We start from the raw sequence: 20,695 nt of genomic DNA on the forward strand, positions 1-20,695 counted from the left end.
AACCGATGCCTCGCCCGAGGGGCCGAACCCCTCCACCTCTCCGTCCGCGCCACCGCTGGACTCCGCCTTCACCTGGCACTCAGAGAGCTCGGAACCCGCGCCTGCCCGGCTGTCTCCCGTGAATGACCGACTCAGCGCGGATACGGCGCTCAAGCGGGTGCGCCGAGGCGAGTTCCTGCTGTACTCCGGTGACTTCCACAACGCGAAGCAGCTCCTCGGCGCGCTGAGCCGGCGGCTGCCGCGGCCCGCGAAGGCGCGCTCGCCGCTGGAGGCATTCCGTGCCGAGCGGCGGGCCCGGCAGCTCGAACACGAGACGCTGTCGCGCATCGTGGTGTCTCTCGACCGCGATTACCGGCTCGGGCTCGCACGGGCACCGGACACCTCACTGGCATGTCATCAGGTCTGGGGGGATTCAACGACGGACACCACCGTGGTCCCGCTCAAGCAACTCCTCGGCATGCTCGGGGCGGCGGAGTGGCGTCGCAAGGGGCTCGCTGTTCCTGGCCTCACTGGGCTGCTTCACCCGCACTACGGCGTCTATCTTCCGACCCGCACGGATTACGTGGAGCTGCTGAACTCCTTCACGGAGGTGAAGGGCAAGCGCGTGTTCGACATCGGCACTGGGACCGGCGTGCTCTCATTCATCCTCCTCCAGCGGGGCGCGGCGTCCGTGCAGGCGACTGATTGTGACTCTCGCGCCGTGGCCTGTTCCCGGGAGAACGCGGAGCGGCTCGGGCTCGGCAAGCGCTTCCAGGTGGCCGAGGCCGACTTGTTCCCGAAGGGCACGGCGGACCTCGTGGTGTGCAACCCCCCCTGGATTCCCGAACCGCCCAAGAACCGGGTGGACCGCGCGGTGTTCGACGAGGACAGCCAGTTCCTGCGGCGCTTTCTCGAAGGACTCTCCGCTGCGCTTGCTCCTGGGGGCGTGGGTCTGCTGCTCCTGTCGGACCTCGCGGTGCTGCTCGGCCTGCGCCCACCCGGGTGGCTCGAAGCGGAGTTCGAACGGTGCGGCCTGTCGGTGCAGTGGGCCCGGTCGACCCCGGCGCGGCATTCGAAAGCGAAGGACACGTCAGACCCGCTGCACATGGCGCGCTCTCGCGAGCGCACCACGCTCTACTGCCTGAAGCCGGTGCGCCCGTAGTTCAGGTGTTGTCGTTGGCCTGCTGCCGCCGGAGGAATTCCCCGGCGGCAGCGCGAGCCGCGAATCACCTGGCGTGACCTGTGGCGGCTCCCCACGTGGCTTGCGATGGTGAAGGTGGACGTCCCCGCATTCCGATGCGCTCGGAAAGGCGTTGCGCGCGTTTGAATGAGCCAGGCGCCCGGTGGGCTTGCGCGTGATGGAGACATCCGGCCGCACTTGTCGGAGTTCGGCGGCCAGGAGTAAGACGCGCGGATGCGATTGCTCCGCATTTTCGTGCTCTTGTTGTGTGGATTGTCCATTCCTCGCACCGCCAGCGCTCAGGCCGTCGTGGTGAGTGGACCTCCCGTGGCGCCCCTTCCCGAGACGACGGGGGCGGGCCTCTGCGTCGCGACGAGCGTCTCGCGGAATCCCGCGGCTGACTTCCCCCAGGCTCAGTCGACCTACATCGCTGGTATCAACGCCTTCATGGAGGCGAACCGAGGCAACCGCGTCACTTCGGTGCTGCGGACGCCCTTGGACCTGTCCAACAACCTCAATGACGGGAGGACGCTGAGCTACGGGGACTTCACCGGGGCCGTCGCGGGCTGCCCCGTCGGCGGGTGTGACTTCGGCTACAGCGATACTGTCACATCCTTCGCGACCCGCCTGCGTGGCTTCATCGCGGTCACGAGCGACATGGTCGACAGGCCCCTGCACTTCGGGTTCTACGCCGACGACTCGGTGAGCCTGGCGCTCTTCGATCGCGACCAGACGAGCTACCCGGTCATCAACCGTCCGCTGACGCTCGGCTTTCCGGCGTGGCGCGCCACCAACACGGTCCACTTCGCGCAGCCCGGACTCTACGGCGTGGAGGTGCTCCACACGAACGTCGGGGATCACGCCGCACTCGAGATGTCGGTATATGACGGCGTCTGCACGGACTTCGAGAGGGCAGCGACCATGCCGCCCATCATCAATCTGGCTACCGAGGGCTTCGTACTCGTCACGCCCGGGATGTTCCATCAGACGGAGTCGGGGCAGCCCTCGTTCCCAGCTCCCACCGAGTGCGCCCAATGCAACCGTCAGTTCGCCAACGCGCCAGGGAATGGGGGATGCGAGACGGGCTACCGGTGCAACGCGGCGGCCTTGTGCGCTCCCTGTGATTCGTCGCTCTTCTGTGGTGAGTCGTGCTCTCCGTGCGGTGCATCGACGCCGTACTGCGTGAGCCAGACCGAGGGCTTCGCCTGTGCGCAGTGCCAGGATGCGAATGACTGTGTGGCGCCGGATGAATGCCACCTGCCCATCTGCACGGAGACGGGCAACTGTGCCTCCACTCCCGTGGAGGATGGCACGGAGTGCACGGGAGGGACCTGCCAGCAGGGCGAGTGCAGGCCCGTGGACGCGGGGACCCCCGACGCTGGTGAAGCGGACGCTGGTGAGGCGGACGCGGGGCCTCTCGATGCGGGAGAGGTGGACGCGGGAGAGGCAGACGCGGGGCCTCTCGATGCGGGAGAGGCGGACGCGGGGCCTCTCGATGCGGGAGCGACGGATGCGGGAGCGACGGACGCAGGTGGGCCCGGTGAGGTGGACGGCGGCTCCCACCCTGGAGTGGATGGGGGAAGCACTGGAACGGACGGTGGAAATCCCACGGCCGACTCGGGAGTTCCGGCCGGGGACGCGGGCTCTGTGGATGGAGGCTCGCCAGAGGACCCTTCCGAGCCGGAGTCTGGCTGCGGCTGTCAGGGTGGGCCGTCCGCGCTTTTCCCCATGGCCCTGCTCGCGCTATCGCTCGTCGTGAGACGCGGCCGGCGATAGGACACGCCGTCGTGCGATGGAGGAGCGCGACGCGAAAGTCGCCGGCCCTTCAGCTCAAAACGGCTCGTCACGGTAGCGCCACGTGCGATTCGGTTGGACTGGGTGTGCGTCTCCGCCACCCGAACTCCTCGGTGGCGGAGACAGCGGGCACTCCCGGGACACGCTCTCCTTCCGCGAAGGTGACGTCACAGACATTGTTTCCACCGGCGGTACCCCGCATGGGTTGCTCGGAGCCGTCGATCCAGATTTGGAGACCATCCACCCGGCTGCCCGTGCGAAGGAGGACGCGGGAGATGTTCTGACCATTGGCGGCGGCGTCCTTCGCACGGCCCCCTCCCGAGATGTTCTCCGCGCCACCGTAGGGACCCGTCAGTGCGTGAATGACGCTCTGGACAGGGAGCTGGCCGGTGGAGCCGAAGCACGGCCACATGAAGGAGGGCGCCAACCACCCCAGCGTATTGACGGCGAACTGTTGAGTATAGAGGAACGCCTCCCGCTCGCGGTGCTGGTTCTCCGCCTTCGACTCCGCCGAGGCCTTCTGCTCGTTGAAGGCTTGCTTCGCCATCACTTTCAGCGCGGCCGTGGCCTGCTCCAGCATGGAATCCAGCGCCAACCTGAAGGACTCGCGCTTCGCGGGCCCCTCTGTCGGATACCAAGGCGCCGAGGCGTAGATCTGGTCGAAGTAACGCCAGCGCGCGCTGTAGATGGCCAGCGCGATCGTGAAACAGGCGGAGCTATAGGGCAGCTTCTGCGAGGGTACTGCGACGCGGGGTCGTTGGCGTTGTAGGTGAAATATGGAGCGCGGTCCGCGATGAGCTGACACAGGCCGTCGTACTCATTGTAGAGCCGGTCGTTTTATACAGCTTGATGGCGTTGAGGATGCCCCGGAACTCGTTCTCAACGGAGCTCATCACCGATGACTCAACGCCGAGGTAGATGGCCTTGACGATGTACCGCTGGATGGCTTCCCAGATGAGGTTGGGGTTGGTGGTGGGGGCCAGAAAATGCCCATCAGGCTGCTGAGGAACCCTCCGATGTCCGGGATGAGGTTGATGCGCGCCCCCACCAGCGACTCCAGATCGTTCGAGATGGTGGCGAAGAGCGCTTTTTCTTCGACAATCGCCAACTGGGTGATGGCCTTATTCCGTGCCGCGGACGCACCGGACCAGTCCGCGGGCTGGGCGCTGAACATCTGGAAGCTGTCGTGCTGCCTGGGGAGCTGGAGCCAAACAGCGTGAACTTGTAGTCATCCAGATCCGAGACGTTCTGAGCGCCCGTGAAGCTGATGTAGGCGTGCTGGTAGCCTCACATGTCGAAGAACTGCACCCAGGTTCCAGAAGCGCTCGTGCTTGGCATTGATGTCTCTTTCTCAGGGAGAGGCCCCAGCAGAGACTCACTGCGATTCGCGCACCCAATGACCTCCAGGTGCGGACGCACGTTTTCATCCGGAAGCGGGGCGTTGCTGCGTCACGGGAGGAGGCAACTGCGTTCCAGCCGCTGCACGCTTCGACGTCCAGGCCTGGTCCGCCACCGTCTATCCGGGTTTTTGACACCTGCACCGAATGGCTCCGAAGCTCGCCCCGTCCCTTCCCCCGAAAGCTTTGCTCCATGCTCCCATCCCTGTCCCGCGGCAGCCTGCCCGTCTGGACGCTCGTGCTCGCCATACTCCTCTGCGGCACCGCCAACGCGCAGTTCACCGGCAAGCGCCGCGCCTATGCCTCCAGCTTCTGGGGTGGCACCGGCGCCAGTGGGAAGACCATCTCCTGGAGCGCGCTCTACGTCGCGCTCCCCCTGGACTACGGCTACAACGCCGCCAACAACACCATCGTCAACCTGGCTGGCGTCACCGCGGCCCAGTCGGACCTACGCACCAGCAGCACGCGTTCGCTGAAGTGGGGCACGCAGGTTCGCATCACCAACCGCCACCCGGGGCACGCGGGCTACGGCCGCAGCGTCCTCACCACGCTCCAGGACTCCGGGCCCGCCGACAGCATCCTCAGTGACGCCGCGCTGGGAGGCCGCGCGGCATCCCCCTACAAGCCCCTGGGGTGCTGGATTGACGTCACCCCGGGCGTGAAACAGGCGCTGGGCAGCACGAAGCCGGAGACGGAAAACCTCATCGTCGACTTCGAAGTCGTGAACGACCTCGGCAGCTCACTCGATCTGGACTCCAACCCCAACCTTGCCTTCGGCATGGCGGCCAGCGCGAGCGACTCGGAGAACACGGGCATCAGCGCCCCCAGTGCCGCCGTGGACGGAAATGGCGCCTACCACCTGGAGAACTACCGCAGCGCATGGCGCTCGGCGTACCACGCCAACACCTCGGACACGGTGTGGCTCAACGTCAACCTGGGCCGGCCGGAGGCCGTGCGCCGCGTCGTCGTGAAATGGGGCAGCTTCGTGCCCCCCGGCTACACGCTGATGGGCTGGACGCCGGGCATGAGTTCCTGGGTGACGCTCGCCACCCGCACGGGCGCGGGCGGTGGCACGCACGTCCACTCCTTCACGTCGGACCAGACGTACCAGTACTTCGGCCTGAGCATGAGCGGCGCGACCCGGCATGACGTGAAGGAGCTGGAAGTCTACCGCTGGGACTACTGACGCCCGGAGCACAGCAGGTCCCCAGTGCTCGCCGCGACGCCTCGTTGGGCGAGCACAGGCTTGTGCCCGAGTGCATTCCCGACCACAGCACGGGGACCTGCCTCTAGAGAGTGCCAATGACCTCCCTACGTCCCATCATCACCCCGGCCAACGCCGCGCGCCTGAGTCGCGTGCGGCAGCTCGGTCCCGCGCGCGTCTCCTACTCCTCGGGCCAGCGGCTGGGCTTCGACTCTCGAGGTGCGGTACTGGTCGCAAAGGACGGCCACCCCGCACATTTGCGGTGGTGGGATTTGGGGACGGACTCGGACCATCCCGTGATGGACACTGAGTTGCCGCTCCTGGGGGCTCCCGCCGTGGCGGTGGGGGAACTGGTGCTCTGTATCGGCGCTCCGGCGCTGTCTCCCTCGGGACTCTGGCGGCCAAGCCTCAAGGCCCTGTCCGCCAGGGATGGCTCTCTCCAGCGCCAGGAGTTCCTGCCCCATGCGGTCACCACGCTCTGTGCGTCCAGGGACGGCTCCCATCTGCTCGCGGTGATGGACGAGGAAGCGGGCCTTCTCTGGGATGTCCGCGCCTGGCGTCCGGTTCGAGAGCTGCCGTGGCCGGAGGGGGAGTTCTCCGTCACCGCGTGCGCCCTCTCGGCGGATGGCCGCTTCGCCGCGGCGACCGCCACGCAGTGGAGCGATGACCAGCGGGGCGTCCTCTGGCTGTGGGAGGTGGCGTCGGGAGGGCCGCCGTGGACGATGCCCATCAATGCGTCGACGGCCTGGAGTGTTGCGTTCCATCCCCGGGAGCCCCTACTCGTCGTGGGGGGCCTCACGGAGGACGTCGCCGTCGTCCACGCGGAGGAGCGCCGGCTCGTCCGGATGATTCCGGGCTTCTATGGCTACGCCTGCAACCTGGACTTCCACCCGGAGGGGCACCTGCTCGCCGCCGCGCACGACGGTCGGGGCTTCGCCCTCCACCACTTCGACACGGGAGAGGTCCTCTTCCGTGCCAGCGACGGCGACGACCTCCAGACGAGTGATGCCGTCTTCTCCCCCGACGGGCGCTTCGTGGCCTGGGGGCAGGGAAATGGCACCGTAGGGCTGTGGGCCGTGGCCGACTGACGGCCTGGGGGCACGTGAATCTGAAGCACCTGGGCCTGCCCACGGCAGGTGCGAGGCTGGCCCCGGAGAGAGGGCCCCCAGGCCGCGTGGTGTTGAGGCAGGGGGCTTCCCGGCGGCGAGCTGGAGAGAGACTGGTTGGGCACCTCCAGCCTCGTTCCGCTGGTGGTGCTGGATGAGGATGGCCAGCGGCGGCTCAACCTCGCGTTGGCAGCCGGCGGGGTCCAGGCCATCAAGGACGCGCACGGCAAGACGTCCCACCTGTCCCAGGCGGACATCGACGCGCTCGTCGCGTATCTGATGTCTGGGCTGGCGTAGGGCCGTCTCTTCACCGGCCTGTGCGTCGGGTCGTCAGAGGGCCTGAAGCGCCTGGACGTCCCACGCGACCTCGAGGCTCTCGTGCCTCCGGACGGTGACGCTCCTCAGGAAGCCCGGCTTCTGCCCAGGTACAAGCCGGAGCCCCGGGAGACTTCGAAGCAATGCCTCCACTGCCAGGCGTGCCTCGAGCCGCGCAAGCGGCGCGCCGATGCAGAAATGGAGGCCCTGCCCGAAGGCGAGGTGCTTCTTGACGTCAGGCCGCCGGATGTCGAAGCGCTCAGGCTCGTGGAACCGGGCCTCGTCGCGGTTGGCCGACGCGTAGACGATGCGGATGTGGGCTCCCTTGGGAATGGGCACGCCCCCAATCTCCACCGCCTCTAGCGCCGTACGGAACATGGCATGCACGGGGGAGATCATCCGCACCGCCTCCTCGACCGCGCCCGCGATGAGGCCCGGGTCGTCCTGAAGTGCTCGCAGTTGCTCCGGATGCTCGAGCAGGAGTTCCACCGCTCCCACGATGAGGCCCGCGGTCGTCTCATGTCCCGCGAAGTGCACCTGCATCAGCAGGCTCACCAGCTCCGCCATGCTCATGGGCGGCGTCATCCCCTGCGCCCCGGTGACGATGTCGCTCAGCAGGTCCTCTCGGGGGGACACCTCCCGCTCCTTGAGTGCCGAGGCCAGGTATCGCTGGAACTCGACCACACCTCGCGCGCACGCGACCTGGTGCTCGATGGGGCCATGCGCCGCGAGGACCGTGGACAGGTCATCGGACCAGCGCCGGAACCGGTGGATGTCCGAGCTGGGGATTCCGAGAATCTCCGCGATGATGCTGCACGACAGCGGATGGGCGAACCGGAGGAACAGGTCCGCCTGCCTCTCGTGCCTGAAGGAGTGGATGAGCGCGTCCACGAGGGTGCGGATGAAGGGCTCCTTTTCCGCGAGGCGCCTCCCGGTAAAGGCCTTGCTGACGAGGCTCCGGAAGCGGCCATGCGCTGGCGGATCATTGTCGACGAGGCTGGGCACCAGGGGGTAACCGTCCATCAGCGCGGTGACCACCTCCGGCGGCGTCGTCGCGGCGCCCACCGTGATGGACTCTGCGGACGAGAAGCGTGTGGTATCGGCGACCACGGCGCTGATGTCCGCATGGCGCGTCACCACCCACGCCCCCAACGCAGGACTGAAGAACACCGGTTCCTCCCGCCGTGCACGCGCGAGGAACGGATGAGGATTCTCGAGCTGGGGAGAGTCGAGCGGGTGGTACTCAGACCCGAGTCCTGAAGGGGCGTTGGTCTTGGACATGCGTGAGCTGACCTCAACGGCTTGTTGGGTGGGGAGCGGGACCGCGGACCGCATGGTGCCAGGGCTTAAGGTTTCGCACACGGGGCTGGGCCATGCTGGACGGAGCGTCCCATGTCCACGCGGCGCCGTCTGGCTTGAACATCACCGGGGATGCTCTCGTTGCGCGACTCCCGTTCGAGCGAGCGACGCTCTCCATGTGAGTCGCTCAGCACGCGACTGTCCGTCCACGCGACGAAGGTGATGGCCGTGGGCGGCAGACTGGACGTGCCTGCTCCGGCCGCCACGGAGACCTCGCTGATGGAGGAGAGGCGCCGGTCATTGGCGTCTGCCAGGAGAATTCCTACCCTGGAACCAGAAGGCGCGGCACAACTCGTATCCAAATCAAAGGAGAGCAGGGGGCCCATCAGGATGGGGGCAACTTCAGACCCTCTAGTTCTCCTTCACGCGCGACACCCAGTTCTCCAGGGTGCTGATGCTGCATCCAGATTGGGCGTGCTCCTGGCTCATCCCCAGCGCATCGACAATCTGCGCGCAGCTGCAACCAGCGGTGTCCACGAGGGTAAAGCGGCGCTCCGGCTCGCCGTCGTTCGACGACAGCGTGTTGAAGGTGCCATCGCCGTCAGTATCGGCGAAGCGGTTCATGCCCGGCAGGGAGCCTGTGGACAGGGACTCGGGGAGCACGGTGCCCGCGCAGCGGTCCGCGCTATCGCAGACGCCGTCCTTGTCGGAATCGGTGCAGGTGTCGCGGCAGCAGAGCACACCGCCAAAGCGGGAGCCCGTCTTGATGGCCGTGTAGGCCTCGCAGAGGCCGTTGTCGTCAGCGGTCGTCGCGGCGTTACACGACCATGGCGAGCCTTCAAGCCCCGAGCACAGGTTCTCCGAGAACCGGTTGAGGGGGCCACACGTGGCCTCGGTTCCGAAGTTGCCGCAGCCGAAGAAGTCGTTCGACGTTCGGGCGGTCTGCAGGCAGCCAGGAGTGCAGCTGTCGGAGTCGCACTCCGGACCTGTCGAGGTCCCGTTGGCACAGACGCCGCAGCCATTGGTGCTCTGCCGGGTGGCGAAGAAGAGGGCCTGGTCTCCCGCCTTGGTGGCTCCCTTGCAACCGGTGGAGGAGCGGCTCATCACCTCGGCGTCGCTCGTACAGACGTGCCAGCCGCTCGCGCAGAGGTCGGCCACGTTGCAGCCGGCGCCACCCGGCTTCGGGCCATCGTCACCGCCCTTGCGGCCGCAGGCGGGGGGCAGGGTGTCGAAGGTCACGAGGCCCGGGCAGGCCGGAGCAATCCCCGGGTTGTCCGTGTGCAGGCCCGGAATCCGCCATGCACCGGCGCACCCCGCGATGTCAGGCCAGCGCGCGATGTCTTTGAATCCCTCACGCTGACGGTCCGCGCAGCCGGCTGCATCAGAGGGATGGGCAAAGCCTGGCGAGGCCGCCATCAGCAGCGAGCCGAAAATCAGACCGCAAGCCATCCGCATACTGTTGGGCTGATATTGGATTGCTCGATTGCGCTGCCACGCAGATGACCGGTACGGGCTCCCGGACCCTTCTCGTCCCCGAGGCGGACCCACTCCGGCACACGGGGAGGGGGCCCCTGTCGACTGGGGGAATCCAGGGAGGGCTCGGACCCCGGTGCTGGCGCCCATCGAATGCCCTGAAAACGCCACGCCCCGGCACTCCAAGGAAGGAGCACCGGGGCGGGCGTCACGTGGTCAGCGGCTCACTGCTCCGGCGAGATTTCGCGCACGGACAGCCACTTGAAGTCCACGTCGTTGGCGCTGTCCCAGCGGAACACCGCGATGGGGCCGCCCCAGGTGATGGGCATTGCGTTCACCGCGCCGCCGCAGTGGCTGGCGTCACCACCCCAGCTGCCCGAGTCCACCATGTCGTAGACCTTCTTCCAGGTCTTCTTGTCGGCGTTCTCGTTGAGGTACATCTCCAGGCGCACGGCTTCCTTTCCGTTGACCTTGGTGTTGCGCATCACCGACTTGAAGCCCACCCAGCGGCCGCGCAGCGCCGAGGTACCGGACTTGTACGACGCCTGGTTGTAGGAGACGTGCCACGTCTCCTTCTGCCAGCGCACGCGGCCGTCATAGTGCAGCGAACCCTTGTAGCTGCTGCCCTCGCACCCCGAGTGGTTGTCGTTGTGCTTGCCGCCTCGCGCGTACCACGCGAAGTTGTCCGACACGTCGGACACCGAGTTGACCTTCACGAAGCCAGTCATCTCGATGTTCCGCCAGTCGTTCGCCGCCTGCATGTAGCCCCGGCTGGCCAGCACGTCGCGGTCGTAGGTCGGAATCTTGGACGCGCTGTAGCCCGTGGAGGTGAACACGGACATGCGCACCTTGCTGTTCTTCATCTTCCAGGAGCCGTCCGAGTTGCGCGTGATGGTGTTCTGCGGGTCGAAGCGCTTGTCGGACGTCGCGTTGTCCGCCAGGAACCACTGCTCGCCGCCCGACTTGGTCGGATAGATCATCGTCACGCCGAACTTGTCCTGGCCCTGCTCGCCAGGCGGGTCGGTGGGCGGGGTCGAGCCGGTACCGGGCTGCATTTCCGCGATGCTGGCCCAGGTGTTCATCGAGCTGCCGTTCACGGTGATACGCACGTAGCGCGTGCTCACCGGGGAGAACGAGTAACGCTCCAGCGCGGAGGTGGTGCCGGACGACCTGCCGGAGTGCACCTGCGCGAAGTTCGTGCCGTCCGTGGAGGTGGAGATGACGAAGTTGTTGACGCGCTCGTTGCCACGGTGCCAGCCGATGTCCACGGCGCCCAGCTGCGCCACGGTGCCCAGGTCGCCGGTAATCCATTGCCCCACGCCGTCGCTGGACCAGCGCGTGGCGGGGTCGCCGTCAATGGCGTTGGCGGGGACGTTGCCGTCATCTCCGCTGGCGGCGACGGAGGTGAAGCGCTCGGGAGGGACGCCGGGCGGGTCGGTGGGCGGGGTCGAGCCGTCGGTGACGGCCGCCAGCTCCGCGATGCTGGCCCAGGTGTTCATCGTGCTGCCGTTCACGGTGATGCGCACGTAGCGTGCGTTCACCGCGGAGAACGAGTAACGCTCCGGCGCAGCGGTGTTGCCGGACGAGCTGCCGGAGTGCACCTGCGTGAAGTTCGTGCCGTCCGTCGAGGTGGAGATGACGAAGCGATTGACGCGCTCGTCGCCACGGTGCCAGGAGATGTCCACGGCGCTGAGCGATTTCACGGCGCCCAGGTCGCCGGTGAGCCATTCGCCCACGCCGTCGCTGGACCAGCGCGTGGTGGGGTCTCCGTCGATGGCGTTGGCGGGGACGTTGCCGTCATCCCCACTGGCCGTGACGGAGATGAATCCCTCGGCGGCTAGCGTGGGCGTCGCGAGCGCAAGGGCAGTCAGCGCGAGCACACGGGCAGGCTCGCGCAGGTGCAGCCATCCCCCCCGGGATGAGGTCCTGTGGTGTGGATTCAAGTTGATACCTCAGGTGAGACCATCAGGAGCCACGACTCACCGGGCGGACGATGCCGGACCGGCGCGCCGCGATCCCCCAGCGGCGCGTTGGCTTCCAGACCGCAGGCCCGCGCCCCGTCAGCGACCCACGCCCCGCGCTGGGCGCCTCGCTTCCGTCAGGACCGGCGGTGTTTACGACTCGGTAGCGGTGTTGCGGGCGCGAATACCCTTTCACTTGAAATGGTATTCCCATGGCCATTTCTCAAATGGATATCGAACTCGCCCTGCAGACAGGCGTGCGGCAATCCCTCTCAGTTCCGCTGAAAATTCTCACCCTTGCTGCGGATGCGCCCTCCCGCAGTGGCTGTGTTTCAATACAAAGCAGGAAAGGAGGCGAGGGTGGCGCTCCAGGCACCAGCGAGGCCGTTCCGCACTTCCAGCAGGCCAGCGCTTCGCGCCGTTGACTGCATCCTTGCTGCAAGACGCCCCGAGGCCCGAAAAGACGAAGGCCGGCGGTCCTGAGTTTCCTCAAGGACCACCGGCCTTTATCCGTGAGCGGCGGAAGGGATTCGAACCCTCGACCCCGAGCTTGGGAAGCTCGTGCTCTACCAACTGAGCTACCACCGCAGGCGAAGCAGGGCGCAAAGTACGGGCCGCCCCGTGGCTTGTCAACGGGAAGTGAGGTGCTACTCCGACTCCTCGACGGTGAGCTGGTAGGAATCCTGGAAGTTGGACTCGCGGTTGCGCGCGTCGCGGACCTCGAAGAGGTAGACGCCCGGCTCGGCGCTGTAGCGGATGCTCTCCGGTTGGTCGCCCTTGGCCCGGTCGGCCGTCTGCACGAGCGAAAGCTTTCCGTCCGGCTGCACGCGGTGCAGGTACAGCCCCACGTCGACCTTCAGGATGCCCAGCAGCGTGGCCCGGATGGGCGTGCGCACGGGCCGGTCCGACAGGTCCAAGCGGAAGAAGTCGGTGTCCTTCACCGGATACACCGTGCCACGCACCGGCTGGCCCAGTGTCAGGTCCTGCGCCCGGTCCGCGGTGTTGTTGGGTTCACGCTCCTCGCTGCCGTTGTCCGGCACCGTGGTGACGGTGATGCGGTAGGGCTGCTCGGCGTTCTCGAAGTCCTTCACCCACTTTCCGTCCACCTTGCGCGACGCGCCCTCCACGCGGAAGTAGCAGGCGCCGTTGCAGGCGACGTTGTTGAGGCGCTCGGGCTCCTTGATGGCGCCGTCGTTGGCGCGCAGCAGCACCGTCTCCTTGCCGGACTCACCCTCCGGCGGTTCCACCATGGAGAGCACCAGGTCCAGCCGCTCCACGCCCGTCAGCTCCACCTTGGCCAGCACCGGCTCGGCCGTCTTCAGGACGAAGTGGTCCACGTCCCCCTTGGGCGCCAGGAAGCCCTCGCGGTAGCCCCCGGCCGTAATCGTCGTGGCCTTGTGGAGCTCGTCGTTCGGCTCCAGCTCCGCGCTGGCGCCGGCCTCCTCCTGCGACACGGTGAGCGTGTACGGCATGGTGGTGTTGAAGGTCCGGCGGGCCTCCTTGCCCGTGCCCACCCAGCTCGTCTTCACCACCACGTAGACGACCCGGTCCGTGGCGCGCACGCCGATGTTGCGCAGCGACAGTGTCTCGCCCTCCTTGCCGCGCAGCGTGAAGAGCGGCGCTTCCGCCGCGGACAGCACCGACAGCTCCGGCCGCACGCCGTCCACGCCCGTCAGCTCGATTTTCAGCGCCACAGAGGGCGGCTCGGGAGGCACCGCCGGTGTGCCCGCATCCAACGCGCGGGCGATGGCAGCGCCCACCGCCTCACTGCCCACGGGCGGCGGCTCGCTCCCCGCGAAGGTGCCTTCCTGAGTGGGGGAGGGGGGCTCGGCACGTCCGAAGCCGTCCCCATCACCCTGGCCGGGCGACGTGCCCTCCGCGTCCAGGTTTCGAGGCGCGGCGCCTTCCTCCGCGTCGAAGCCGGCGCCGCCCAGGTCCTGCCGCTCGCCAGGGAGTCCGTGTCCGTCCCGCGCGCCGGGATTTCCCATCCCCTGCCGGGCGGCGAGGTCCCCGCCCTCCGCGGTGTCCTGCCCAGAGGGCAGGGCCGTGCCACCCGTTCCGGGCTGCGTGCCACCCATCCCTTGCGGCGCGGCGCCAGCGCCCTGGGGCGGCGTGTCCTGCGAGGGCGAATCGCCGAAGGGCGAGGGGTTCTCCGGCGTCCCACCCTGGCCCGGCGCGGCGTCCCCCTCGTTCGACGGCTGCGTCGGGTCCGGCAGCTCGATGCGGTACCAGTCCTCGTCGCCGGCATGGCCCAGGAAGGCCGTCACCGTCTGGCCCAAGGTCAGGCTCACCGCGTCCACGGCGCGGTCATTGGGCTCGCGCTCCTCGCCGTCCTCGGGCGCGCGCATGCGGACCTCGAGCGTGTACGCGCCGCCCACACCCTTGCGGGTGGGCACCACGCGGATGAAGCGCTCGTTCTCCACGTAGAGGTTGGGGAACCGCTCCGGCTTGCCCTCACCCTCGCTGTTGATGCCGACCAGGCGGTTGCGGTCGCGGTCATACACCTCCAGGGTGATGTCCCCGCCGGGCAGGCCGGACACGGTGACGTCCGCGATGCGCGCCGCGCCGGGCGCCAGCCGGTACCAGTCCTCGTCCGCCTTGTTCGGCTGCGCGGTGAGCTCCGCGCTCACCGTGCTGTTGCGGGTGATGTCCAGGGCCTGGTCGGGCCGGTCGTTGGGCTCCTTCTCCGTGAGAGCGGCCGGTCCCGTCTCCACCGGACCCGCGTCCGGAGCTTCCGGCGCCTTGTCTTCCTTGCAGCCGGCCAGCATCAGCCCCAGCACACAGGCCCACCCCCAGCGTCTCATCACGGTCTCCTCCAGCACAGGCCGCCATCCTTCCCGTCGGGGACGGAGTGTCAAGCACCCCAACATCCGCGCTGGCGCTTTCATCCGCATCCACCCGGCCGCTCCGTGCGTGCTCGGACTGGAGCCGCGCTCGCGAGGCGATCAAAGATGCGGGGACATGCGACGCCTGCTCCTCGCCTCCCTCCTGTCCGCCACGGCGGCCTCCGCCGCACCCAATGTCCCGCCAGGCTACGTCCAGGCCTCCGACTGGCTCGACCGCACCAGTCAGCCGGAACGCTATGGGCCCCTCAACGTGCTCGACGGCCGCGACTCCACCGCGTGGTGTGTCAGCGGAGACGCGCCCGCGTCCTTCACCTTCGGTTTCAAGGACATCGTCACCGTGGACGAGGTCCGCGTGTACACGGGCGACGGCTCGGACCGGGCCGCGTTCAAGGCCCGCGCGCGGGCGCGGAAGCTCACACTGACCGGCATCAAGGAAGCACGCAGCGTCAGCGTGGAGGACAAGCGCGGGCTCCAGGTGGTGCCCCTCAAGCCCGGACTTCGGGGCGCCCGCTTCACGTTGGAGGTGTCGGAGCGCTTCCCGGGGGCCAAGGACGACGCGCCCGTGTGCGTCACCGACATCGTCTTCTACTCCGGCGGGAAGGCCCTCAATGGCACCTGGCTGGCGCCCAAGCTGCGCTACAACGGCCGGCTGGCGCCGCTGCTCGGCACCTGGTTCGGCGGCCTGAAGGGCGCACCGCACCGCTTCCTGTCCTTCTACCTGGACGGAACCTACAGCCTCACCGAGGAGCCCCTGGAGGGCGAGGTGTCCACGACAGTCAGTGGTGCCTACACGCTGTCCGGAGAGAAGCTGTCCCTGGACGTCCCCCCGCACGGGCGGGTGACGGTGCGCTTCCCGCGAGGGGACTCCGAGGGGACACGCTCGCCGGATGCATCACTGGCGTTCGACGGGCCCGTCGCCGAGGCCTGGGGCGAGGAGTTCCGCAGCCAGCGGTGAACAGGCGGGCTGGCTGCCGCCCACCCGGTTTCCCGGGGGGCGACGCACCCCGCCTACAGCGCGGCCATCTTCCGCTTCGCGCCGAAGTGGCGGAAGAACGCGATGATTTCCTCGACCGCGACCTTCACGTCGGTGGCGTCCTGGAATTCGGATTCCAGGAAGATGCCGCCGCAGGACTCGCAGGTGTCGTAATGCAGTGGATGCTGGCGGTCGCCACCGTCCACGCGGACGAGGTCGACCTGGCACTCGGGGCACTGACCGGTCAGTGCCTCCGCATCCACCTTGCCGCCCTGGCTCTCCAGCCCGGGGAGGTTGTTGTGGAGCAGGACCCGGTTGAGGTCCGCGACGTCAATCCAAAGGCCGCCGCAATCTCCACACTTTCGCAACGTCTGATCATCCCCCTCGAGATCGGACATCTCGACGTTGCAGCTGGGGCAATCCATGGGGCGGTTCCATTCTCCTGTTGGGGGGGAGTGGTGTTCTCCCCAGTCGATGGGAGAATGATAGGTCGCGCGAAATTTCGGATGCAACCCGCCTTGTGCCTTCTGTTGGCAACGCGCCGTCCCGTCGCCCCCCAGCCCCTCAGCCCTACGCCTTCTCGCGGCGGATGTCCGCACCCAGGGCGCTCAACTTGCGCTCCAGGCGCTCATAGCCCCGGTCCAGGTGGTAGACGCGGCTGACGTCGGTGCGGCCCTCTGCTCGCAGCCCGGCCAGGATGAGTGACGCACTCGCCCTCAGGTCCGTTGCCATGACGGGCGCGCCGCTCAGGCCCTTCACACCCTTCACCACCGCGGTGGGCCCCTGGATGGTGATGTCCGCGCCCAGCCGGTGCAGCTCCGGCACGTGCATGAAGCGGTTCTCGAAGATGTTCTCGCTGATGACGGACGTCCCCTGACTGACAGACATGAGGGCCATCAACTGGGCCTGCATGTCCGTGGGGAACCCCGGATGCTCCGTGGTGGTGATGTTCACCGCGTCCAGCCGCTGGGGCGCCTTGCAGCGCAGGCCGCTGCCCTCGGTGGTAATCGTGCACCCGGCCTCGCGCAGCTTCTCCACCAGCGCGTCCATGTGCTCGGGCACCACGCGCTTCACCAGCACGTCGCCGCCGGAGATGGCCGCCGCCACCAGCAGGGTGCCGGCCTCGATGCGGTCGGGGAGGATGGCGTGCTCCACCGGCTTCAGCCCGTCCACGCCCTCGATGGTGATGCTGGACGTGCCCGCGCCTTCGATGCGCGCCCCCATCTTGTTGAGCACCTTGGCCAGCTCCTCGACCTCGGGCTCGCGGGCGCAGTTCTCCATGAGGGTGCGGCCCTTGGCCAGCACCGCCGCCATCATCACGTTCTCCGTGCCGGTGACGGTGATGACGTCGAAGTTGACGGTGCCGCCCTTGAGCTGCTTCGCCGTGGCCTCCACGTAGCCTTCCGTGAGGTGGATGTCCGCGCCCAGCGCCTTCAGCCCCTTGAGGTGCTGGTCGATGGGCCGCGCGCCAATGGCGCACCCGCCCGGCATGGACACCCGCGCCCGGCCGAAGCGGGCGACCAGCGGCCCCAGCACCAGCACGCTGGCGCGCATCGTCTTCACCAGGTCGTACGGCGCCTCCGGGGTGATGTGGCCGTTGACACCCACCCGGCAGACATCCGTCGTCTCCTTGTCGCGCTCCGCGTCGCAGCCCATGGTGCGCAGCACCTTGAGCATGGTGGCGACATCCGCCAGGTCCGGCACGTTGCGGTAGGTGGAGGTTCCGTCGGCCAGCAGCGCCGAGGCGAGGATGGGCAGCGCCGCGTTCTTCGCGCCCGAGGCCTGCACTTCGCCGTGCAGCGCCTGGCCGCCCTTGATGACGATCTTGTCCATGGTTCCCTGCGTCTTCAGCCCTGTGGCTCGCTGGCCACGGGCTGTGTCCCAAATGCCATCCGTTCCCGCCGCTCCAGGTCCTTCTCCACCCGCGCGTCCGCGTAACCCGCTGCACGCAGGAGCTCCAGGACGGCGGGGCCCTGGTCCTCGCCAATCTCCAATGCAAGGAGGCCGCCAGGCTCCAACCACTGGCGCGCACCCGTCACCACCCGGCGCACCGCCACCAGCCCGTCCGGCCCGCCGTCGAGCGCCAGCTTCGGCTCGCGTCGCACCTCGGCGGACAGGCCGGGAATCTCCCCGGAGGCGATGTACGGCGGGTTGGAGACCACCACCTGGAAGCGCTCGCCCGCGGGCACCGGGGTGAAGAGGTCGCCCTGCAGCACCGTCACCCGGTCCGCCACGCCCAGCGCCTGGGCGTTCTCCCGCGCCAGCGCGCAGGCGTCCGGAGACAGGTCGGTGGCGATGACGGTGGCCTGTGGCCGCTCGGCCGCGAGGCTGATGGCGATGCAGCCGGAGCCGGTGCACACGTCCAGCGCGCGGCCGGGCGCGTCCTTGGGAAGCATGCGCAGCGCCGCCTCCACCAACAGCTCCGTCTCCGGGCGCGGAATCAGCACCCGCGCGTCCACCTTGAAGGGGCGGTTGTAGAACTCACGCACCCCCGTCAGGTACTGCGTGGGCTCGCCCGCCATGCGCCGTTCGATGAGGGCACGGTAGGCGCCCAGCTCGTCCTTGGAGAGCGGGCGGTCCAGGTCCACGTACAGCCGGACGCGGCTGAGCTCGAGCACGTGCGACAGGAGGATTTCCGCGGTGAGCCGCGGCGCATCCACCTGTCGCTTCTCGAAGTGCTGCGTCGTCCAGGTGAGGACCCTGCGGATGGTCCAGGGCTCGCTGCTCATGCGGAAGGCTTCGGGCCGCCGGCCGTCTGCGCCTTGAGCGCTTCAGCCTGGTAGTAGGTCCGGCAGGCGGTGATGACGTCTTCCACGTCACCGGCCATGACGCCCGGCAGGTTGTGCACCGTGAGGCCGATGCGGTGGTCCGTCAGCCGGTCCTGCGGGAAGTTGTAGGTGCGAATCTTCTCGCTGCGGTCGCCGGTGCCCACCTGGGCGCGGCGCGCGGAGTCGCGCTCGTTGCGGATGCGCTCCTGCTCGATGTCGTAGAGCTTCGCCCGCAGCATGCGCATGGCCATGGTGCGGTTCTTCAGCTGGCTCTTCTCCTGCTGGCACTTCACCACGATGCCCGTCGGGTGGTGGATGAGGCGCACCGCGGAGTCCGTGGTGTTGACGCTCTGGCCGCCCGAGCCCGTGGAGCGCATCACCTGCATCTCGATGTCCGCCGGGTTCACCTGCACGTCCACGTCCTCCGCCTCCGGCATCACCGACACCGTGATGGTGGACGTGTGGATGCGGCCCTGCGTCTCCGTGGCCGGCACGCGCTGCACGCGGTGCACGCCGGACTCGTACTTCATGCTGCTGAACACGGCGTCACCGGACAGCGTCACCGTGGCGTCCTTCACGCCGCCGGCGTTGCCCGGGCTCATGTCCAGGATGTCCGCCTTCCAGCCCCGGCGGTCCGCGTAGCGGAGGTACATCTGCATGACCTCCTCGGCGAAGAGGGCGGCCTCGTCACCGCCCGCGCCCGCGCGGATTTCCAGGATGACGTTCTTCTCGTCATTCGGGTCCTTGGGCAGGAGGAGAATCTTGAGGCTGGCCTCCAGCTCGTCGCGCTGGTCCTTCAGGCCGGGCAGGGCCTCGCGCGCGAAGGCCTTCTCGTCGGCGTCGCTGCTGCCGAGCCAGGCTTCGACCTCGCTGAGGTCGGCGAGCACCTTGCGGTAGGACCGGAAGGCCTCGACCAGCTTCTCCAGGCCCGCGCGCTCCTTGGACACCTTCTGGAGCCTCGCCGAGTCGGCGAGCACGTCGGGGTTCGACAGGTCGGCGGTCAGGCGTTCGAACCGGCGTTCGACGTCTTCGAGTTTGTCAATCATCGTCGTTCCGGGGGGTATTGCCCCTTTGCACGGCCTCTGGCAAGGGCGGGCGGAGTCAAGAAATTCCTTGGACGCTTGGGCGGGAGCATGAAAAAAGGGCCGCCCTCACCGCGCTCAGCGGTCGGTTTCACATCACCTACACGGAGTCCTTCCACATGCCCGCCCAGAAGGGAAATCGTTCCAAGAAGAAGGTCGCCAACCGCGCCAAGGGCCGGAAGGCCCAGCTGAAGCGCCGCCGCAACCGCGCCAAGAAGGGCCAGTCCAACAACAAGGTCTAGTGTGTTGGCTACTCCCTCCCTCGGACTTCGGGGGAGGGAGGCGGACGGGCCCACGGTTCCAGTTCGGGCAGCATCCGCTCCACGCCTTCTGAAGACTCCGCCAGGAGCCGCAGCACCGCCTCCGCCGCCTCGCCCGTGACGGGCACCGGCTGGAAGGGCAGCTCCGGGAAGCGGTCGGTCCTCAAGGGCAGAATCTCGCTGGACAGGTAGCCGCCGTCGGGCCCGAAGTGGCCCTTCCACAGGGCGCCGCGCTTGTCGCGAGGGTTCCAGTTCCCCCCGAAGACGAAGTTCCCCAGCGAGTAGACGACCGGTCTGCCCTGGTACAGCTCCATGGCCTGGAGGACGTGCGGGTGGGCGCCCAGCACACCCGCGGCGCCCGCGTCGATGGCGGCGTGGGCCAGCCGGACCTGGTAGGGCTCCGGGGTGTAGGTGCCTTCGCGTCCCCAGTGGAAGTAGGGCAGGACGATGTCCGCCTGGGCCCGGGCCGCGGCGATGTCCTCCCGGAGCATCTGCTCCATGATGGCCTCGTCGGAGAAGTGGCCGGCGACCCCAGGGGTCGTCTCCGTGGCGTAGACCCCGGGCGGTTCGATGTTGCGCGTGCCCAGGAAGAAGTAGCCCAGCAGCGCCACCCGCTGACCGCCCACGGTGACGATGGCCGGGCGCCGGGCCTCCGCCAGGTTCCGGCCCGCGCCGAAGTAGGGGATGCGCGCCGCGTCCAGGGTGTCCAGCGTGTCGAGCAGGCCCTGGGCGCCGTAGTCCATCAGGTGGTTGTTGGCCAGGCTCACCACGTCCACGCCGCCGGCGGTGAGGATGCCCACCAGCTCCGGCTTCGCGCGGAAGTTGAAATTCTTGGGCAGCTTCTCGCCGCGCTCGGTGAAGGGGCACTCCAGGTTGACGACGAACAGGTCGGCGGCGTCCGTCAGGGGCTTTACCTCCTGGAACCCGTAGGCCAGCAGGGCGTCCCGGGGGCGGCCCTTGGCGGTCTCCGCGTCGTAGTGTGTCTGGTAGTTGTGGCCCAGCGTCACGTCGCCGCCCACGATGATGGACACGGAGCGGGTGGGGGGCTCGGCCTCTGG

17 protein-coding genes, 1 tRNA gene and 2 pseudogenes are annotated in these 20,695 nt (G+C 68.1%); 7 read left to right on the forward strand and 13 right to left on the reverse strand.

The window, feature by feature from the left end; genetic code table 11:
- Positions 1-118 precede the first annotated feature (118 nt).
- Both FL344_RS13225 and traA read left to right on the forward strand, forming a co-directional pair.
- Positions 119-1,141: a class I SAM-dependent methyltransferase gene (locus FL344_RS13225; RefSeq protein WP_228565003.1), complete on the forward strand. Its 1,023-nt coding sequence runs from the start codon at positions 119-121 to the stop codon at positions 1,139-1,141.
- Positions 1,142-1,393: 252 nt separating this feature from the next.
- Positions 1,394-2,935 carry an outer membrane exchange protein TraA family protein gene (gene traA / locus FL344_RS13230; RefSeq protein ID WP_141618777.1) on the forward strand — a complete coding sequence of 514 codons (1,542 nt, stop codon included), beginning with the start codon at positions 1,394-1,396 and terminating at the stop codon, positions 2,933-2,935.
- Positions 2,936-3,002: 67 nt separating this feature from the next.
- Here the strand turns inward: traA and FL344_RS38500 are convergent, their stop codons facing one another.
- Positions 3,003-3,533, reverse strand: coding sequence for a hypothetical protein (locus tag FL344_RS38500; protein ID WP_194863094.1), 531 nt, complete (start codon positions 3,531-3,533; stop codon positions 3,003-3,005).
- Positions 3,534-3,845: 312 nt separating this feature from the next.
- The gene (locus FL344_RS13240) at positions 3,846-4,127 is read right to left on the reverse strand and encodes a hypothetical protein (protein ID WP_228565004.1); all 282 of its coding nucleotides are present in this window, start codon (positions 4,125-4,127) and stop codon (positions 3,846-3,848) included.
- A 416-nt stretch (positions 4,128-4,543) separates the two neighbouring features.
- Here FL344_RS13240 and FL344_RS13245 point away from each other — a divergent pair, with 416 nt between their 5' ends.
- From FL344_RS13245 to FL344_RS13255, 3 genes are all read left to right on the forward strand, one after another.
- The gene (locus FL344_RS13245) at positions 4,544-5,536 is read left to right on the forward strand and encodes a discoidin domain-containing protein (protein WP_141618778.1); all 993 of its coding nucleotides are present in this window, start codon (positions 4,544-4,546) and stop codon (positions 5,534-5,536) included.
- Between the two features lie 116 nt (positions 5,537-5,652).
- On the forward strand, positions 5,653-6,642 hold the full coding sequence (locus tag FL344_RS13250) for a WD40 repeat domain-containing protein (protein WP_141618779.1): 990 nt from the start codon (positions 5,653-5,655) through the stop codon (positions 6,640-6,642).
- A gap of 135 nt (positions 6,643-6,777) precedes the next feature.
- Positions 6,778-6,957: a hypothetical protein gene (locus FL344_RS13255; RefSeq protein ID WP_141618780.1), complete on the forward strand. Its 180-nt coding sequence runs from the start codon at positions 6,778-6,780 to the stop codon at positions 6,955-6,957.
- A 33-nt stretch (positions 6,958-6,990) separates the two neighbouring features.
- Here FL344_RS13255 and FL344_RS13260 read toward each other — a convergent pair whose 3' ends face one another.
- The 6 genes and pseudogenes from FL344_RS13260 to FL344_RS13280 all read right to left on the reverse strand — a co-directional run bounded on the left by FL344_RS13260 (position 6,991) and on the right by FL344_RS13280 (position 14,512).
- Positions 6,991-8,256 (reverse strand): cytochrome P450, encoded by a 1,266-nt coding sequence (locus FL344_RS13260; protein ID WP_141618781.1) that lies wholly within the window; start codon positions 8,254-8,256, stop codon positions 6,991-6,993.
- Positions 8,257-8,685: 429 nt separating this feature from the next.
- Positions 8,686-9,723 carry a hypothetical protein gene (locus FL344_RS13265; RefSeq protein ID WP_141618782.1) on the reverse strand — a complete coding sequence of 346 codons (1,038 nt, stop codon included), beginning with the start codon at positions 9,721-9,723 and terminating at the stop codon, positions 8,686-8,688.
- Between the two features lie 248 nt (positions 9,724-9,971).
- Positions 9,972-11,141: pseudogene (locus FL344_RS13270) on the reverse strand (discoidin domain-containing protein); the annotation flags it as partial.
- 87 nt (positions 11,142-11,228) lie between these two features.
- A pseudogene (locus FL344_RS40015) lies at positions 11,229-11,627 on the reverse strand (discoidin domain-containing protein); the annotation flags it as partial.
- Between the two features lie 596 nt (positions 11,628-12,223).
- Positions 12,224-12,296, reverse strand: a tRNA-Gly gene (locus FL344_RS13275).
- Between the two features lie 59 nt (positions 12,297-12,355).
- A complete protein-coding gene (locus FL344_RS13280) occupies positions 12,356-14,512 on the reverse strand; it encodes an ABC transporter substrate-binding protein (RefSeq protein WP_194863095.1) in 2,157 nt (718 codons plus the stop codon).
- A gap of 157 nt (positions 14,513-14,669) precedes the next feature.
- Between FL344_RS13280 and FL344_RS13285 the strand changes: the two genes are divergently transcribed.
- Entirely contained in the window at positions 14,670-15,509 is an 840-nt protein-coding gene (locus FL344_RS13285; RefSeq protein WP_228565006.1) for a discoidin domain-containing protein, read from the forward strand.
- 53 nt (positions 15,510-15,562) lie between these two features.
- Here FL344_RS13285 and FL344_RS13290 read toward each other — a convergent pair whose 3' ends face one another.
- The 4 genes from FL344_RS13290 to prfA form a co-directional block, all read right to left on the reverse strand.
- Positions 15,563-15,952, reverse strand: a complete 390-nt coding sequence (locus FL344_RS13290) for a zf-TFIIB domain-containing protein (protein ID WP_011554891.1) — start codon at positions 15,950-15,952, stop codon at positions 15,563-15,565.
- A gap of 145 nt (positions 15,953-16,097) precedes the next feature.
- Positions 16,098-17,360 carry a UDP-N-acetylglucosamine 1-carboxyvinyltransferase gene (gene murA, locus FL344_RS13295; RefSeq protein ID WP_141592010.1) on the reverse strand — a complete coding sequence of 421 codons (1,263 nt, stop codon included), beginning with the start codon at positions 17,358-17,360 and terminating at the stop codon, positions 16,098-16,100.
- Between the two features lie 14 nt (positions 17,361-17,374).
- Entirely contained in the window at positions 17,375-18,256 is an 882-nt protein-coding gene (gene prmC / locus FL344_RS13300; RefSeq protein WP_090493146.1) for a peptide chain release factor N(5)-glutamine methyltransferase, read from the reverse strand.
- The gene (prfA, locus tag FL344_RS13305; protein ID WP_141592008.1) at positions 18,253-19,341 is read right to left on the reverse strand and encodes a peptide chain release factor 1; all 1,089 of its coding nucleotides are present in this window, start codon (positions 19,339-19,341) and stop codon (positions 18,253-18,255) included. The genes prmC and prfA overlap by 4 nt, the downstream gene beginning before the upstream one ends.
- 155 nt (positions 19,342-19,496) lie before the next feature.
- On the opposite strand from prfA, the gene FL344_RS39725 reads away from it, so the two are divergent.
- Positions 19,497-19,619 (forward strand): hypothetical protein, encoded by a 123-nt coding sequence (locus FL344_RS39725; protein WP_002637587.1) that lies wholly within the window; start codon positions 19,497-19,499, stop codon positions 19,617-19,619.
- An 8-nt stretch (positions 19,620-19,627) separates the two neighbouring features.
- Here the strand turns inward: FL344_RS39725 and FL344_RS13310 are convergent.
- A partial coding sequence (locus FL344_RS13310; RefSeq protein ID WP_141618785.1) for a CapA family protein occupies positions 19,628-20,695 on the reverse strand: 1,068 nt, incomplete at its 5' end.

The organism is Myxococcus sp. AB036A (assembly GCF_006547355.1).
GTDB lineage: Bacteria > Myxococcota > Myxococcia > Myxococcales > Myxococcaceae > Myxococcus > Myxococcus virescens.

Excerpts from the sequence above, each read along its gene's own strand:
- murA (WP_141592010.1), bottom strand. The coding sequence starts at position 17,360 with ATGGACAAGATCGTCATCAAGGGCGGCCAGGCGCTGCACGGCGAAGTG.
- FL344_RS13260 (WP_141618781.1), bottom strand. The coding sequence starts at position 8,256 with ATGTCCAAGACCAACGCCCCTTCAGGACTCGGGTCTGAGTACCACCCG.
- FL344_RS13290 (WP_011554891.1), bottom strand. The coding sequence starts at position 15,952 with ATGGATTGCCCCAGCTGCAACGTCGAGATGTCCGATCTCGAGGGGGAT.
- traA (WP_141618777.1), top strand. The coding sequence starts at position 1,394 with ATGCGATTGCTCCGCATTTTCGTGCTCTTGTTGTGTGGATTGTCCATT.
- FL344_RS13285 (WP_228565006.1), top strand. The coding sequence starts at position 14,670 with ATGCGACGCCTGCTCCTCGCCTCCCTCCTGTCCGCCACGGCGGCCTCC.
- FL344_RS38500 (WP_194863094.1), bottom strand. The coding sequence starts at position 3,533 with ATGCTGGAGCAGGCCACGGCCGCGCTGAAAGTGATGGCGAAGCAAGCC.
- FL344_RS39725 (WP_002637587.1), top strand. The coding sequence starts at position 19,497 with ATGCCCGCCCAGAAGGGAAATCGTTCCAAGAAGAAGGTCGCCAACCGC.
- FL344_RS13240 (WP_228565004.1), bottom strand. The coding sequence starts at position 4,127 with ATGTTCAGCGCCCAGCCCGCGGACTGGTCCGGTGCGTCCGCGGCACGG.
- FL344_RS13280 (WP_194863095.1), bottom strand. The coding sequence starts at position 14,512 with ATGAGACGCTGGGGGTGGGCCTGTGTGCTGGGGCTGATGCTGGCCGGC.
- FL344_RS13265 (WP_141618782.1), bottom strand. The coding sequence starts at position 9,723 with ATGGCTTGCGGTCTGATTTTCGGCTCGCTGCTGATGGCGGCCTCGCCA.
- prfA (WP_141592008.1), bottom strand. The coding sequence starts at position 19,341 with ATGATTGACAAACTCGAAGACGTCGAACGCCGGTTCGAACGCCTGACC.
- FL344_RS13245 (WP_141618778.1), top strand. The coding sequence starts at position 4,544 with ATGCTCCCATCCCTGTCCCGCGGCAGCCTGCCCGTCTGGACGCTCGTG.
- FL344_RS13250 (WP_141618779.1), top strand. The coding sequence starts at position 5,653 with ATGACCTCCCTACGTCCCATCATCACCCCGGCCAACGCCGCGCGCCTG.
- prmC (WP_090493146.1), bottom strand. The coding sequence starts at position 18,256 with ATGAGCAGCGAGCCCTGGACCATCCGCAGGGTCCTCACCTGGACGACG.